Below are 14,627 nucleotides of genomic sequence, written 5' to 3'. Positions count from 1 at the left end.
ATCAATCAATAATAATCAATCAATCAGGAAGCCTGGTCAAGTCTTGTCTGAAAATCAAGAAGCCCTTCTTTGTACTCTGTATAGGCTGTATTTAAGATTTCCTGGTACCTATTCACCAGATTGATTACCGCATCGATTTCCGGCTGAATATACCGGTCATTATTGAAATAAATGTATTCTGAATTGATAAATTCTTTAATAACCTGCTGGTCTTCCGGAGTGATAAGCCCCTGATAACCGGATTCTTCAACGAATTTCCTCAGGATCTCCTTGAATGGTTTCTCATTCTTCAGCAGTACCGCTCTGTGCTTCCTAATCTCCTCTACAGGCAAAGTAACGGAAATAAACTGCAGATGCCGGATGAATTCAGTGATAGAATTCTGGAATATATCAAACTCATGGTCGAGCAGGGCAAATTTCTTATATTTTGCCACTAAAGTTTCTTTATCATATGCATCTGCCTTACTGTAATAATATTTAAAGACATTCTTATCGTTTTCAACAAGCATGGAATTCAATTCTTCGAAATTTTTTGTAAACCTCGGGATTAAAATTTTGGCTTCATTGGCCTTGTAAAGCCTGCCGTTACATTTAAACGTTTTAACTGTTTTGGAATTGGCAGCAAGATATTCCAGTGTATAAAGGTCATTGCTGATTCCGGCCTTCTCGTACACCAACGACAGGTTTTCATCGTTAAAAAAATCATAGATTTCTGTATTGGCAGGTGTACGGGTAAGATCTTCAATATTTTCCAATACAGGATTGTGGTTTTCATAATATCCGTTGAAGGCTGAACTGATCTTTTTATACGGATAGGTTTCATTATACAGCTGCACAAATCTTTCATCGCTTATTATTTCACCGGTGCTTTCAATCCCACACATCGCTAAATGCTTTTTCGTCAAAGCTTTGCAGACCTCATCAAAACCGCGGATGACACTTTTTGCCGGTTCATTGTTTTCCGGAAGGTTTTTTGTCTTGTTTTTCCGGATTATCTCAATCCTTTTGTCATTCTCAGGATGGAATGACCACTGGTCCTCAATTTCAATTTTTGATTTATTGTAGCGGGTCAGGTCTTCAAGGCTTACTTTTGGCAAACTGTTTTCATAAGGATAATTATTCCGGTCACTTAAAATTTTCATTATTGAAGTCTGGTTCCCGAAGAGGTTTTCCGGGAAGTATGCCTGACTGCTTTCTGCATAGAACATCAGTGAACTGCTGAATGCAGTATCACTTAAACTTAATCTCAATAATGCAGCAGCCTGTTCTTTCGGGTTGGTAACATAGGTGGCAACGGAATCCGCATGGAACTCCATTTCCCGCCGTAAAGAAGCATTGTTTTTAAACAGGAAATCAGAGAAAATCTTCAGGATGTATTGGAATGCATTAATAAAGGCTATTGAGATCCACGCTGAAAGCTGATAGATCCAATGTCCGGAACCGTATTTCAAAGAATTTTCAAAATCCTGATTATTGTAAACTGTATCAAAAATAATTTTTTCAGCCTGGTTTACATATCCGCCGATTTTCATGCTTCTCTGGGAAAAATGCCCGAACTCATGTGCCAGGACGGTCTTAAGTTCGCCAACCGTCGTGGCATTGATCAGGCCCATGCCGATAGTGATATTTTTCCTGACGGGCAAAAACATACTCCAGAAAGTGGAGCTGTAGCTTACGCTCGCATTTACTTCTGAGGAAAGAAATACCTTGCCGGGTTGTCTTACTGCTGTTTCCTTTACCATTTCATCGATCATGGAAAAAAGCTCAGGCTGGTTTTTGCGGTCCACCTCAATTAAATGGTTATTGCTGTAATTGCTTTTTTTGAAAATAAACTTGATCAGATAATAAAATACGACAAGCCCCACACTTACCAGCCCCAGCGCAATGGCAATGGTAAAATAGTTGGCATGAAGCCTGACAATCTGCAGGGCTCCGTAACCCAACAGGAAAATGAACGACAGGGAAATAAGGATTAAGATAAAGTAAACGAAGAAAAATAGTGAAACCGAGGCAATGGCAGATATAAGCTTAGATCTGTAAGCTGCTGAAACAGGAGGGAGGTTATTAGTCATGTGGTTTTTTAATATTTATCTGTCAGGTAATGGTAAGCTTTCAGGTATTTATTGAATCTTTTGATGTCTTTCTGGCTTAGCTCGCGGTTTACCCTTCTCAAATCCATATTATCACGGAGGTCATTTAATTTTACGGCCACAGCAAGAGGGGAACGTTCGGTTCTTTTTACAAAATCATCGTATTCTTCTTCAGGATCAAACTTCGTGAGACAGCTGATTGCAAAAATGATGTATTCCGGAAATCCTTCATCCCTTAAATAATCCAGACTGAATTCTGCCGGGTGGTCTTCCACAACGTCATGCAAAACGCCTACAATCTTCTCATCCATGGTTTTGCCGTACTCCATAACGCGCATGACATGAGCTATATAAGGAGCATGGTATTTATCCGTCTGCCCTTTGTGTGCTTTATCAGCAATCTTTATAGCCCGGTGCAGTAGTTCTTCTTTTGTCATTATAACTTATAAAGTGCAAAAATAAAAAATGCCTCAAATCCGGAGGCTATATTTTAAGATTATTTTTAATAAATATCTCTAAAGACAGGATGTTCAGTCGTAAGTCAGTCTAAAGAATGATTATTTTAGTCTGGAACTGTTTTTAGGATCAGGAGTTATTCCGTTAAGTATTTTATAGTCCGTCGTGTCAATTCTTTTATCCTTCATGCCGGAATATACGGAATCATGGGCAGGCTTTGCGTTGGGCATTTTATAAACATCTTTCTGAGAGCCTGCAGGTTTGCCTGGATCCGGTTTTTTCATCCCTACCGTATCCGTTTTAAACATTAACTTTTTTCTCTGTGCCGAGAATGAAACTGAAATAAAAAGAAGGGTAAATAATACAATTTTCATAGGTGGTAATTTTTGATAAAAATAAAAATAATTTTTAAAACGGTTTTATTACCTCTCTTCATTTTTACTTTCCGGAAAAAATTACATATAAATAAAAAGCGCCCCAGATCATGGGGCGCTTGATTAAGAAATCAAATTGATATATAAAAGACTAATATGCTCCTTTACTGATATAATGGGCAGCTATTTTTTCTGTCAGTGCCACTACATTCGGTGTATTGGTATATTTTGTAAACCTTCTTAATCCGGAAAGCATCATTCTCTGTTCGTCGCCTTCTGCGAAAGAAACGATTCCTTCTTTTGCGGATGTAATAATTTTTTCCACGGCTTTATAAAGGTTAAGCTGAGCCATCAACGCTTCAACAGAATCTGCGGAAAAATGTTTTTCAGCTCTTAAAACTGCAGATTCCGCCATGTAGATCTGGTTAAGGATTTCTGATGCATTCAGTAACAGATGCTGCTGCTTCTCAATATCCATCATGTATTTCTGAAGTGCAGCACCGGAAACCATTAAAAATACCTTTTTAAGGTTGGCAATGATTGCTTTTTCTTCGCTCATGAATTCAGAATAGTCTGGAACTTCAAATGACGGGATGCCCATCAATTCTTTTGAAATCGCCATTGCCGGTGACAACAGATCAAGTTCACCCTTCATTGCTCTTTTAATCAGCATGCCAACGGATAAAAGACGGTTGATTTCGTTGGTTCCTTCATAGATCCTTCCGATCCTTGAATCCCTCCATGCTGCTTCCATCGGGGTTTCTTCAGAGAATCCCATTCCGCCGTATACCTGTATCCCTTCATCAGCAGTATGCTGTGTTAAATCTGAAACGAATACTTTCAGGATCGAAGCTTCTACGGCAAACTCTTCCACGCCTTTTAATTCAGCCTGCTGGTGGTTCATGCCGCCTTCAACCAGTTCATTGATTTTATCTTCCACATTCTTTGCCGCTCTGTAGGAACCGGCTTCGGAAACGAAAATCCCGGTAGCCATTTCCGCCAGCTTTTTTCTGATGGCTCCGAATGTTGAGATCGAAACGCCAAACTGTTTTCTCTCGTTGGAATATTGAAGGGAATGGTTCAGAATCCTTCTCTGTCCGTCCAGGTTGGCCGCTGCCAGTTTGATTCTTCCTACATTCAAAGCATTCAGGGCGATCTTGAAACCGTTGTTTCTTTCCCCCAGAAGGTTTTCAACGGGCACTTTCATATCCGTAAAGAATACCTGTCTTGTTGAAGATGAACGGATTCCCAGCTTATGTTCCTCTTCACCGAAACTTAATCCTTCGGTACCTTCTTTCTCCACGATAAACCCTGTGATGTTTTTATCATCTTCAATTTTAGCGAAGACGATGAAAATCTCTGCAAAACCGGCATTGGAAATCCACATTTTCTGTCCGTTGATGATATAATGTTTCCCGTCTTCGGAAAGCTTGGCCCTCGTTTTTCCTGAATTGGCATCAGAACCTGCGTCCGGCTCCGTTAGGCAGTAAGCTCCGAATTTTGTACCTGTAGCCAGATCCGGAAGGTATTTCTGCTTTTGCTCTTCAGTTCCGTACAACAGGATCGGAAGGGTACCGATTCCGGTGTGCGCGCCATAAGCCGTTGCCAGTGAACCGTTTGCCCCGGAGCAGTAATCGCAGGCGAGCATCGTATTCACAAAGCCCATTCCCAGGCCGCCGTATTCTTCCGGAACTGCTACACCGAGAAGGCCCATTTCGCCCAGCTTACGCATTTTTTCTTCTGTCAGGGCATAATCTTTCTTCTCAAACCTCACATTCTGAGGGATTACTTCCCGGTCTATAAATTCTTTTGCGGAATCCCGGAGCATTTTCTGTTCTTCTGAAAGTTCTTCTAACGTAAAGATGTCGTTTGCAGGAATTTCCTTGATCAGGAATTCTCCTCCTTTTAGTATGTTGTTCATTGTTTTATTTTTTAAGTTACTGTGAAGATGTTTTAGATAATTGATAAATAAATATAGACGGATAGATAATAGATTATGTTAAGGGTTTAATGTATTTTGAAATACCATCGTTGCTTTTTGAAATTCTTCTATTTTGGCTTCAAAGATTTCACTTTTTTCATCAGATACATATTTTCTGTGATTTGCCAATAAAATCTGTGTTTGAAGTTCAAATGAAGATCCTAGAGAAATATCTAAAAAGTGACTGAAAGACTTATTGGTCCTGCTTGAGCCTTCAGCTACATTTGAAGGAATAGAAATTGCGCATCTGTCCATCTGGCTTTTCAAACCATATTTTTCATAAGCCGGAAAAGTATCAGTCAAATCCAAAGTGCTTTTTGATAGATCCAATGCCATTTGCCAAATTTTAAGTCTTTTAAAATTATGCCTTTTAAAATTACTCATCTTCAATACGCTTATATTCTATTATCTATCAGTCTATTATCTCATAATCTATTATCTAACGATCTATAAAAGTTCAAAAATACTCGCTGCGCCCTGTCCGGTTCCTACGCACATGGTCACCATGCCGTATTTGTTGCCGCGTTTTTTCATTTCATCAAGCAGCTGAACGGTTAATTTGGTTCCGGTACATCCCAGCGGGTGGCCTAAAGCAATCGCGCCGCCATTGACATTCAGGATGTCTTGGTTGATATCCAGTTCTTTTACGATGGCTACGGACTGAGAGGCAAATGCTTCATTCATTTCGATCAGCTCAATGTCTTTAAGTTCCAAACCGGCCTGTTTCAGTGCCTTCGGAATGGCGTATAATGGTCCCATCCCCATAATTCTGGGTTCCAGCCCGGCAGCGGCATAGGCTACCAGTCGGGCTTCAGGTTCCAATCCTAATTCTTTCACCATTTCTTCGCTCATGACCATTACGAAAGCGGCACCGTCGCTCATCTGCGAAGAGTTTCCTGCCGTTACGCTTCCTCCATTTGCGAAAACCGGTTTTAATTTAGCCAGACCTTCGAGAGACGTATCGGCCCTGGGGCCTTCGTCCACTGAAAAATCGAATTTCTTAGTCTGCATTTTCTGGTTTTCATCCAGAAAATTATATTCTACGGGAATCGGGACAATCTGGTCCGCAAACCGTCCTTCCTGATTCGCCCTTAAGGCTTTCCTGTGGGATTCAAAAGCAAACTGGTCCTGTTCTTCCCGGGAAATTTTATACTGCTTGGCCACTTCTTCGGCCGTATAACCCATTCCCCAATAATAATCAGGATTGGTTTTGGCAATATCCGTTTCGGGAACCGGCTTGTAACCGCCCATCGGAATGTATGACATGGATTCCGTTCCGCCCGCAATAATACAGTCGGCCATGCCGGCCTGGATTTTTGCCGAAGCAATGGCAATCGCTTCACTTCCTGATGCACAGTACCGGTTGACTGTCACTCCTGGGACTTTATCGGTATTTAATCCCATTAAAGAAATCAAACGGGCTACGTTTAATCCCTGTTCGGCTTCAGGCATTGCGTTTCCTACAATAAGGTCGTCAATCCTGTTTTTATCCAATTGCGGCAGCTCAGCCATTAATTTTTCAATTACAGTAGCTGCCATAACGTCGGGTCTTGTAAATCTCAGACTTCCCTTTGGCGCTTTTCCAACGGCCGTTCTGAACCCCTTTACTATATATGCTGTTTTCATTTTATGTAAAATGTATTATGTACAATGTAAAAAGTACAGTGTACGTTATTTAGAATAAATTTGCTTTAATTTAATTATCATATTTTGAGCATTTTCTGCCTCATAGAGGTAAACTGTTCATAGATTTTTGTTTTGCAATTTATAGAGCTCCGTAGGAGCGGCCTGTTCATCTTCAATCCATTCAAATAAATATTCCGGACTGTATTCAATTTCAAATTTTTCTAAAAGATCCAGGTATTCACTTTTAAAAGTTTTATTTTTATGATGCTGTTCCTGATTCAAAATATAATTAACAACTGAATCCACGCTGCTTTTAGAATAAGAGAATGCTCCATAACCTTCCTGCCAGTTGAATTTCCGGTTTATCCATTTCTTTTCATTGATGAATTTGGATGAACCTGCTTTAATATCTCTTACCAAATCTGAAATTGAAACTGTCGGGCTCATACTTACAAGAATATGTATGTGATCTGGCATGGCAAACACTGCAAACAATTTTTGGTTTCTATGGGAAACAATACCTGTAATAAATTTATGCAATTCTTCTCTGTTTTCTTTTGGAATCAGATTTTGTCTGCCTTTAACAGCGAAAACAATTTGAATACAAATTTTTGTGTACGTATTTGCCATAAAATTAACAGGTCGCCTCTACGAGGCGGTTTAAAATCTGTAAATTATTCTTAACTATTAATAGTTCGCTCCTACGGAGTTTATTTTTAATTCCTCAGCGGTTTCCCATTCTGTAACATATACTGAATCCTTTCCAGTGTTTTCCGTTCCCCGCAAAGCTGCAAGAACGTTTCCCTTTCAAGGTTCAACAGATACTGTTCAGTGACAACGGTAGGTTCGGAAAGATTTCCGCCGACCATAACGTTGGCCAGTTTATCTGCAATTTTTTTGTCGTGCTCAGAAATATATTTTCCGGTTAACATTTGATCGGTTCCTACATAGAACATCCCCAGTGCATCTTTGCCCAGAACTTTTACTTTCTGTTCGACAGGCTGGGTATATCCGTGTTCAGCAAGGCTTTTAGCAAGCATTTTTGCCGTCATGACCTGTGATCGCTTGTCAACCGCAACAATGTCTTTCCCCTTTTCAAGGATTCCCATATCGTAGGCTTCATAGGCAGATGTGGCCACTTTACCCATCGCAATATTCATGAATGCTTCACGCAGCCTGTTGTTCTTAACATCGTCGTTATGGAATTCCCTTGATGTCCTTAGCGTCAGTTCTTTGGTTCCGCCACCGCCGGGAATTACACCGACTCCGGTTTCTACCAATCCGATATAGGTTTCTGCTGCGGCAACCACCCGGTCTGCATGCATGGTCATTTCACAGCCGCCGCCCAGCGTCATCCCGTGAGGAGCCACGACTACAGGAATAGAGGAGTATCGCACCCGCATCATGGATTTCTGGAAATAGGCAATGGCCATATTCAGATCGTCCCAGTCCTGTTCGATGGCCATCATTAAGATCATGGCCAGGTTTGCGCCTACGGAGAAGTTGGTACCCTGGTTTCCGATGACCAGTCCGTCATATTCTTTTTCAGCCAGGTCAATGGCCCGGTTTAATCCGTCCAGCACTTCGCCACCGAGAGAATTCATTTTAGAGCGGATTTCAAAATTGATGATGCCATCACCCAGATCTTCGATGGCAGCACCGGAATTGTTCCAGAGGGTCTTGTTTTTTCTGATATTATCCAGGATGATAAATGAATCCTGTCCCGGGATTTTGCTGTATTCCCCTGAATTTTTATCAACGTAAATACTTTGCCCTTCTTCATTGACTTTATAAAAAGACTCGATGGTATTAACCCAGCCGGAAACTTCGTAACCTGCATCTTCAGCCAGTTCAATCCCTTTCCTGATCCCTACGGCATCCCATATTTCAAAAGGCCCGTTTTCCCAGCCGAAGCCGGCTTTCATGGCATCATCTATTTTGTAAACCTCGTCGGAAATTTCCGGAACTTTATGTGAAACGTAAGCGAACAGCGCCCCCAAAGACTTTCTGTACAGCTCTCCGGCCTTGTCTTTTCCTCCGATCAGGACTTTAAAACGGTCAATCGGCTTGTCGATTGTTTTGGTAAGTTCCAAGGTCGGGAATGAAGATTTTCCCTGAAGCTCATATTCCAGCGTATCAAGGTTCAATCCGTGGATTTCGGATTTTCCTTCAGCATTTTTTACTTTCTTATAGAATCCCTGTTGTGTTTTTGAACCTAACCATTTGTTATCAACCATTTTCCGGATGTAATCCGGCAGGGAGAAGACATTATTGAAATCATTGGCCTCAAAACCGCTCTGGCTGACACCGTTTGCCACCATCACCAAAGTATCAAGCCCTACCACATCAGCTGTTCTGAAGGTTGCCGACTTCGGTCGTCCGATTACCGGACCGGTTAATTTATCAACATCGGAAACGTTAAGACCCAACTTCTGAACATTGTGAAGAAGGTCCATCATGGAGAATACCCCGATCCTGTTGGCAATAAAAGCCGGGGTATCTTTTGCTAAAACGGTCGTTTTTCCCAAGAACTTGGCGCCGTAATGCATATAGAAATCAATGACTTCCGGGGCAGTATCCTGGGTAGGAATAATTTCTAACAAAGGAAGGTACCGTACAGGGTTAAAGAAGTGAGTTCCTGCAAAATAATGTTTGAAATCATCGCTTCTTCCTTCAGTTAAAAGGTGGATAGGGATGCCTGAAGTATTTGAAGAAATCAGCGTTCCCGGTTTTCTGAACTTTTCAATTTTCTCATATACTGATTTTTTGATGTCCAGTTTTTCAACCACCACTTCAATAATCCAGTCCGTATTTTTAATTTTCTGTAAATCGTCATCAAAATTTCCAACACTGATCCTCTCCGCAAATTTCGGGGAATAGAGCAGTGCCGGACTTGCCTTCTTCAGTTTTTCAAAGTTTTCCGAAGCAATTCTGTTACGAACGGCTCTGTCTTCTTTGGTCAAACCTTTTTTCTGTTCTGCTTCAGACAGTTCAAACGGAACGATGTCCAGCAGCGAAACTTCCACACCAATGTTGGCAAAGTGCGCCGCAATACCGCTTCCCATAATTCCTGAACCAAGAACGGTAACGTGTTTGATTCTTCTTTTCATTATACTTATATTTATTATTTATTTTGGTTTATGTATCTGTTGTTCTGAATGGCTTATCCTTACCAGACAGATACTTATTTTCTGTTATTAAGATCTACTGCAATTTTCATAATCTCAGTCATTACTTCTTTAAAAGTTTCAAGCTTTTCCGGAGCAATTTTCTCCATGATCCTTTTATTGAAGTTTACCACGACTTCTTTGGACATGTTCCTGGAATTAAGCCCTTTATCGGTAAGCTTAATAATCACTTCGCGTTTATCTGTGGTTGTCTTTTCTTTATAGATATAGCCGTTATCTTCAAGAAGTTTGATGATCCTTGTAAGAGAAGTAGGCTCGATAGCCATTTTAGGTCCGAGATTTGTACTTCTTGTACCTTCTTTAGGATCTATTTTAAGAAGAGTAAGTGCCTGTACGGCTGTAGAATCATGTTCCTGAGCAAGATCTGTATACATTTTAGAAACAGCAAGCCAGGTCTGTTTTAAAATTAAATCTACATTTTCTATTTTATCTTTGTTATCCATGTTATTATTGAAAAAGGTGTTACTCAAATGTAGCAAATATTATGCATGCATAGTATTTATTAACGTTAAAATTTGTTAACAATCTGATTATTAAAGGATTAAATTGTATGATTAGCATAATACTATGCATGCATAGTATGTGAATTAAGCAAGGAAAAGTGCCTGTTAATAAATGGTTTTCACGAAATTAACAATTTCTTCAAAAGATTCGCATTGATGTCTTAAGGAATTGTATGAAATAACCCAAATCTTCTGCTGAAGCTCGAAATGCAGAGATGAAAGATCTTCCTGGAAATTTTTCTGGAGCAGCGAGTACAGCATTTCTTTGTGTAAGCCAGGTGCTAAGATATGCGGGGAAATAAAGTTTTTATTGACTTCAAACAGAGAGGGATTGATCAGCTCTTCATGCTGAAGCAAAACGTCCTCCACCATTCCTGAATACAGCGTTTTATCCTTTATATACCAGATTTTATCTGCAAATTCCTTGGCCAGCCGCCAGTCATGAGAGGAGAAAAGGATCAGTTTATTCTGTTCTTTCGCCAGCTTCCGGAGTGTCTTAAGAATGGTGATTTTATTTTTTTCATCCAGATGGGTTGTCGGTTCGTCTAGGATAATGATCGGTGAGTTCTGGGTCAGAGCTCTTCCGATAAATGCTTTCTGGAGATTCCCGTCTGAAAGGTTCCTTAAAAAGATATGTTTGTACTGATCCAGATCCAGTTCACGGATAATTTCCGAAACTTCTTTTTTATCTTCTTTTTTGAGTTCAAAATAATATGGGTAATAAATGTATTTTCCCAATGAGATAAGATCCTCAACCGTATGATTCTGAGGGATGACCGATTTTGAAAAAACAACAGCAATATGTTCTGCAATCTCCTTTACGGAAAGATGTTTTATATTTTTATTGTTGATTGAGATTTCCCCATTCAGTAGAGGAACTTGGTGCAGCACAGACTTAATCAAAGTGGTTTTTCCTACACCATTATTCCCGATTAACAGGCATACTTCCCCTAAATTCAGGTTTGCATCTGCATTTGAAATCAGGGTTTTATCGTAGCCTATGTCCGCTTGTTTGATGTGTAGGTGCATTTTATTCAATTATTTTTCTCAAACGGGTTATGTTTGTTTATCATTTTACGCTTTATTCTGTTTCAGCAGCATGGTAAGAATAACAGGAATCCCGAAAAGGGAACTTATTACATTTAAAGGGATCTGGGATTTTTCAGCCATAATTGAAAACAACAGCATCATCAGCATGCCCAGAAGCATGTTCAGCCCCCACTGCTGCCAGAGCTTTGCGGGGTTATAAATCAGCCTGCAAAAATGCGGCACAATAATCCCGATAAATAAAACAGGCCCTAAAAATGCCGTAACAGAGGCCGAAAGCAGGGAAGAGGCAATGATGATAAACAGCTTTAAATGATTTAAATTAACGCCTAAACTTTGCGCATAGGCAGCTCCCAGAGAATTTCCTATTAAAGGCCTGATGCTTTTAAAACACATAAACGATCCGGCCAGCACCAGTAACGACAATACGTATATCTGGCTTCTGGAAACCATATTATTGGCTCCGAAAGACCATAAGACATAATTTTTCAGGCTTTGATTTTCGGCATAAAACTGCAGCAGGGAAACGATTGCGCCGGCAAAAGCCGAGATCAGGAAACCAAAAATAATCAGGTGTGATTTATCTGTAAACCTTTTAGACATGGATAGCAGCAACAGCATGAGAATGAAACTGCCTGCAATCGAAGAAAGGCTTAGGAAACTGTTCTGGAGAAACTCGGGAAGGTCAATATTATACGAAAACAAAATATAAAAAGCGACGGAAAGGCTTGCCACGGAAGTGATGCCCAGGATATCCGGTCCGGCCAAAGGGTTCTGAAAATATTCCTGCATGAGAAACCCGGAAGTAGGAATGGAAATTCCTGCTAAAAACATTACCAGTACACGGTTTACCCGGATTTCTGCAATCTGGCTGTTGGTTGCTTCTCCGAAGAAATCGTTAATGTTCAGACTTAAAAATCCTGTGTTCAGATTAACAACTGCAGTGAAAATTATGGCAATCAGTAAAAGCAGACACAGGATTTTAAATTTTTTTGACATTGCCGGAAATGCAGGTGCTTTTATTTTAAAAAGGAATTGATTTTTGAAGTAAGCATGTCTTCACTGATCATTCCCAAAGTTTCATCTGTTTTATCACCTTTTCTCATAAATGTGAAAGGTATGGCGCCGCCGTCCCACTGCTTAAAATTAGTTTTATAGAAATCGGCATTCATCAGCTGCCCGTCCATCAGCACCGTATAATCCTGAATGCCGTGCTCTGCGGTAAAACGCGGAACTTCCGTAGTCCAGATGTCTTTCTGGTCCAGGCTTACAAAAGTAATTTTCACAGGCTTTCCTTTCAATTCTTCAATTTTACTTTTAAAATGAGGAATTTCCTTGACACAGGGACCACACCACGTAGCAAAAAAATTCGTTACATATAAGGTATCGTTTTTGTTATTCAGTATTTTTGAAATATGATCCGGAGTAAGAACTTTTAATGAAGTCGCTGAAGAAGGTGTTTCCGGGACAGAAGCAGAATCTGTTGCGGCCGCGGCATCATTATTTTTCTCGCTTTCTTTTTTGCAGGCTGCCAAAGCAAAAAGAACAAGCGTGGATAAAATTATATTTTTCATAATTATTTTTTATTTATTTTTGAATTGAAGTATGGAACAACAAATCTATAAAGGGAAACTCACACGGTTTCATTGGCTAAAAATAACGAAAAAGGAAGAACTGACCAAAAATACTTTCGCGCTGGAATTTAAGATTCCGGAGCATCTGAAAGAAAATTTCAGGTTTGATGCCGGTCAGTTTATCAGTATAAAATTTCAGTTCCGGGGTGAAGAAGTCATCAATGACTACTCAATGACCTCAGCACCTTACGAAGGAAAAATAGCATTGGGGATTAAAATGAACTCCGCAGAGGGAGCGGCTTCGCATTTATTTAAAAACTATCATGTGGGTGATGCAATAGAAGTAAGCGAGCCTGCCGGAAGGTTTACCCTGGTGTCAAAACCCAGCGAATTCCGTACGATTGTAGGATTTGCTTCCGGCATAGGAATTACCCCGATCCTGAGCCATTTCAAAAATATCCTTCATAATGAGCCCAGAACAAGGATGTTTTTATTTTACGGAAATAAAACTTCTGAGGATTTAATGTACAGGGAACAGCTGGATAACCTTGCCGGAACCTATGGAGGCCGGCTTCAGATTTTCCATTTTTATTCTCAGGAAAAGCAGCCGAATAGTCTTTTTTACGGAAGGCTGGACGAAAAAAGATTAAGCCTGATTATCAACCAGATTCTCCACCTGGATGATACAGATGAAGAATCTACCATCTGGGATGCTGTGGATGAAGTGCTGATCTGCGGCAAAGGCGAAATGATCAGGACGCTGGCCAATGCATGTTATCATCATGGGATTCCGAAGAAAAACATCCATTTTGAGCTTTTTGAAGAATATAATGACGATATCTATCCTGTGGAAAAAGAATTTCCCCTGATAGAAAACGTTGAAGTGGAATTCACCATGTTGGGCAAACACTACAGCACCCAACTTCCTACCAATGAAGACAGGATCCTCCAGCAGTTACTGGTGCAGAAATTCAATGTTCCTTACTCTTGTAAATCGGGCATCTGCGGAAGCTGTGAATGTATCCTTGAAGAAGGCGAAGTGGAATTGCTGGAAAATGAATACTTAACGGAAAAAGAAGAGGAGAAAGGTCATATCCTTGCCTGCATGTCTATAGCAAAAAGCAGGAAAATAAAGCTTAACTTTGATCTCAGTTGAGAATCATAAAAAACATATTTAATCTGATATGTATATCAATAGAAATAGGAGTTCTGTTGATATGCCTTGCCAATGCATGGGTATTTGCCCTTACCGACGGAAGGACCTACACCAAGATTTCCAAGATTCCGCCCAGGGAAATAGCCCTGGTGCTCGGGACATCGCCTAAGATGAGATCAGGCCAGTCCAACCCTTACTTTACCAAAAGGATGGACGCGGCAGCTTTATTATACCACCACGGACGGATCAGAAAAATTATTGTAAGCGGTGAAAAAAGCAGAGGGTACAATGAACCGGCAGCCATGAAAAACTACCTGATTTATCAGGAAGGGGTCCCGGAAGACATCATTACCGAAGACCCGAAAGGATTCAATACCTACCAGAGTATCCTGCGCTGCAAAGATGTCTATAAAAAAGACAATGTGATCATCGTATCCCAGGGATTCCACAACCTGAGAGCCCTTCTTTTTGCCAGAAACAACAATATGAATGCCTTGGGCTTTGATGCCCAAGATGTAAGTAAACCCGAAAGCTACTACCGGAACCAGTTCAGGGAAATCCTTGCGAGAACGGTGGCGGTGGTGTATTTTGCTTTCGGTATTTCACCGGATTAGACGATATTTCCTTTATAT

The 14,627-nt window shown here is 40.4% G+C and carries 14 protein-coding genes; 2 read left to right on the top strand and 12 right to left on the bottom strand.

The annotated features are described in order from the left end of the window. Positions 1-23: 23 nt before the first annotated feature. From SD427_RS10365 to SD427_RS10310, 12 genes are all read right to left on the bottom strand, one after another. Positions 24-2,072 (bottom strand): M48 family metallopeptidase, encoded by a 2,049-nt coding sequence (locus SD427_RS10365; protein ID WP_320557719.1) that lies wholly within the window; start codon positions 2,070-2,072, stop codon positions 24-26. Between the two features lie 8 nt (positions 2,073-2,080). After that, the gene (locus SD427_RS10360) at positions 2,081-2,527 is read right to left on the bottom strand and encodes a phosphohydrolase (RefSeq protein ID WP_320557718.1); all 447 of its coding nucleotides are present in this window, start codon (positions 2,525-2,527) and stop codon (positions 2,081-2,083) included. A 120-nt stretch (positions 2,528-2,647) separates the two neighbouring features. Further along, positions 2,648-2,920: a hypothetical protein gene (locus SD427_RS10355; protein ID WP_320557717.1), complete on the bottom strand. Its 273-nt coding sequence runs from the start codon at positions 2,918-2,920 to the stop codon at positions 2,648-2,650. Positions 2,921-3,071: 151 nt separating this feature from the next. Further along, positions 3,072-4,841, bottom strand: coding sequence for an acyl-CoA dehydrogenase family protein (locus tag SD427_RS10350; RefSeq protein ID WP_320557716.1), 1,770 nt, complete (start codon positions 4,839-4,841; stop codon positions 3,072-3,074). Positions 4,842-4,919: 78 nt separating this feature from the next. Then, positions 4,920-5,285: a four helix bundle protein gene (locus tag SD427_RS10345; RefSeq protein ID WP_320557715.1), complete on the bottom strand. Its 366-nt coding sequence runs from the start codon at positions 5,283-5,285 to the stop codon at positions 4,920-4,922. Between the two features lie 63 nt (positions 5,286-5,348). Beyond that, positions 5,349-6,527, bottom strand: a complete 1,179-nt coding sequence (locus SD427_RS10340; RefSeq protein ID WP_320557714.1) for an acetyl-CoA C-acyltransferase — start codon at positions 6,525-6,527, stop codon at positions 5,349-5,351. A gap of 117 nt (positions 6,528-6,644) precedes the next feature. Next, entirely contained in the window at positions 6,645-7,157 is a 513-nt protein-coding gene (gene tnpA, locus SD427_RS10335; protein WP_320557713.1) for an IS200/IS605 family transposase, read from the bottom strand. Between the two features lie 86 nt (positions 7,158-7,243). After that, positions 7,244-9,637 (bottom strand): 3-hydroxyacyl-CoA dehydrogenase/enoyl-CoA hydratase family protein, encoded by a 2,394-nt coding sequence (locus SD427_RS10330; protein ID WP_320557712.1) that lies wholly within the window; start codon positions 9,635-9,637, stop codon positions 7,244-7,246. Between the two features lie 74 nt (positions 9,638-9,711). Continuing rightward, positions 9,712-10,158 carry a MarR family winged helix-turn-helix transcriptional regulator gene (locus SD427_RS10325; RefSeq protein WP_320557711.1) on the bottom strand — a complete coding sequence of 149 codons (447 nt, stop codon included), beginning with the start codon at positions 10,156-10,158 and terminating at the stop codon, positions 9,712-9,714. A gap of 165 nt (positions 10,159-10,323) precedes the next feature. Next, positions 10,324-11,247, bottom strand: a complete 924-nt coding sequence (locus tag SD427_RS10320; RefSeq protein ID WP_320557710.1) for an ABC transporter ATP-binding protein — start codon at positions 11,245-11,247, stop codon at positions 10,324-10,326. Positions 11,248-11,292: 45 nt separating this feature from the next. Further along, positions 11,293-12,264 carry an iron ABC transporter permease gene (locus tag SD427_RS10315; protein ID WP_320557709.1) on the bottom strand — a complete coding sequence of 324 codons (972 nt, stop codon included), beginning with the start codon at positions 12,262-12,264 and terminating at the stop codon, positions 11,293-11,295. 20 nt (positions 12,265-12,284) lie between these two features. Continuing rightward, positions 12,285-12,839, bottom strand: coding sequence for a TlpA family protein disulfide reductase (locus tag SD427_RS10310; protein WP_320557708.1), 555 nt, complete (start codon positions 12,837-12,839; stop codon positions 12,285-12,287). Positions 12,840-12,870: 31 nt separating this feature from the next. On the opposite strand from SD427_RS10310, the gene SD427_RS10305 reads away from it, so the two are divergent. Further along, entirely contained in the window at positions 12,871-13,995 is a 1,125-nt protein-coding gene (locus SD427_RS10305) for a ferredoxin--NADP reductase (protein WP_320557707.1), read from the top strand. Beyond that, entirely contained in the window at positions 13,992-14,609 is a 618-nt protein-coding gene (locus tag SD427_RS10300; RefSeq protein WP_320557706.1) for a vancomycin high temperature exclusion protein, read from the top strand. The genes SD427_RS10305 and SD427_RS10300 overlap by 4 nt, the downstream gene beginning before the upstream one ends. Positions 14,610-14,627: the final 18 nt, after the last annotated feature.

Origin of the sequence: Chryseobacterium sp. JJR-5R, assembly GCF_034047335.1 — a bacterium.
Taxonomy (GTDB): Bacteria; Bacteroidota; Bacteroidia; order Flavobacteriales; family Weeksellaceae; genus Chryseobacterium.
Note: the sequence above shows the minus strand (reverse complement) of the source record. Positions and strands in the feature narration are given on the sequence as shown.

What these genes read in the sequence shown, in the direction of transcription:
- SD427_RS10365 (WP_320557719.1), bottom strand. Translation starts at nt 2,072, where the DNA reads ATGACTAATAACCTCCCTCCTGTTTCAGCAGCTTACAGATCTAAGCTT.
- SD427_RS10360 (WP_320557718.1), bottom strand. Translation starts at nt 2,527, where the DNA reads ATGACAAAAGAAGAACTACTGCACCGGGCTATAAAGATTGCTGATAAA.
- SD427_RS10355 (WP_320557717.1), bottom strand. Translation starts at nt 2,920, where the DNA reads ATGAAAATTGTATTATTTACCCTTCTTTTTATTTCAGTTTCATTCTCG.
- SD427_RS10350 (WP_320557716.1), bottom strand. Translation starts at nt 4,841, where the DNA reads ATGAACAACATACTAAAAGGAGGAGAATTCCTGATCAAGGAAATTCCT.
- SD427_RS10345 (WP_320557715.1), bottom strand. Translation starts at nt 5,285, where the DNA reads ATGAGTAATTTTAAAAGGCATAATTTTAAAAGACTTAAAATTTGGCAA.
- SD427_RS10340 (WP_320557714.1), bottom strand. Translation starts at nt 6,527, where the DNA reads ATGAAAACAGCATATATAGTAAAGGGGTTCAGAACGGCCGTTGGAAAA.
- tnpA (WP_320557713.1), bottom strand. Translation starts at nt 7,157, where the DNA reads ATGGCAAATACGTACACAAAAATTTGTATTCAAATTGTTTTCGCTGTT.
- SD427_RS10330 (WP_320557712.1), bottom strand. Translation starts at nt 9,637, where the DNA reads ATGAAAAGAAGAATCAAACACGTTACCGTTCTTGGTTCAGGAATTATG.
- SD427_RS10325 (WP_320557711.1), bottom strand. Translation starts at nt 10,158, where the DNA reads ATGGATAACAAAGATAAAATAGAAAATGTAGATTTAATTTTAAAACAG.
- SD427_RS10320 (WP_320557710.1), bottom strand. Translation starts at nt 11,247, where the DNA reads ATGCACCTACACATCAAACAAGCGGACATAGGCTACGATAAAACCCTG.
- SD427_RS10315 (WP_320557709.1), bottom strand. Translation starts at nt 12,264, where the DNA reads ATGTCAAAAAAATTTAAAATCCTGTGTCTGCTTTTACTGATTGCCATA.
- SD427_RS10310 (WP_320557708.1), bottom strand. Translation starts at nt 12,839, where the DNA reads ATGAAAAATATAATTTTATCCACGCTTGTTCTTTTTGCTTTGGCAGCC.
- SD427_RS10305 (WP_320557707.1), top strand. Translation starts at nt 12,871, where the DNA reads ATGGAACAACAAATCTATAAAGGGAAACTCACACGGTTTCATTGGCTA.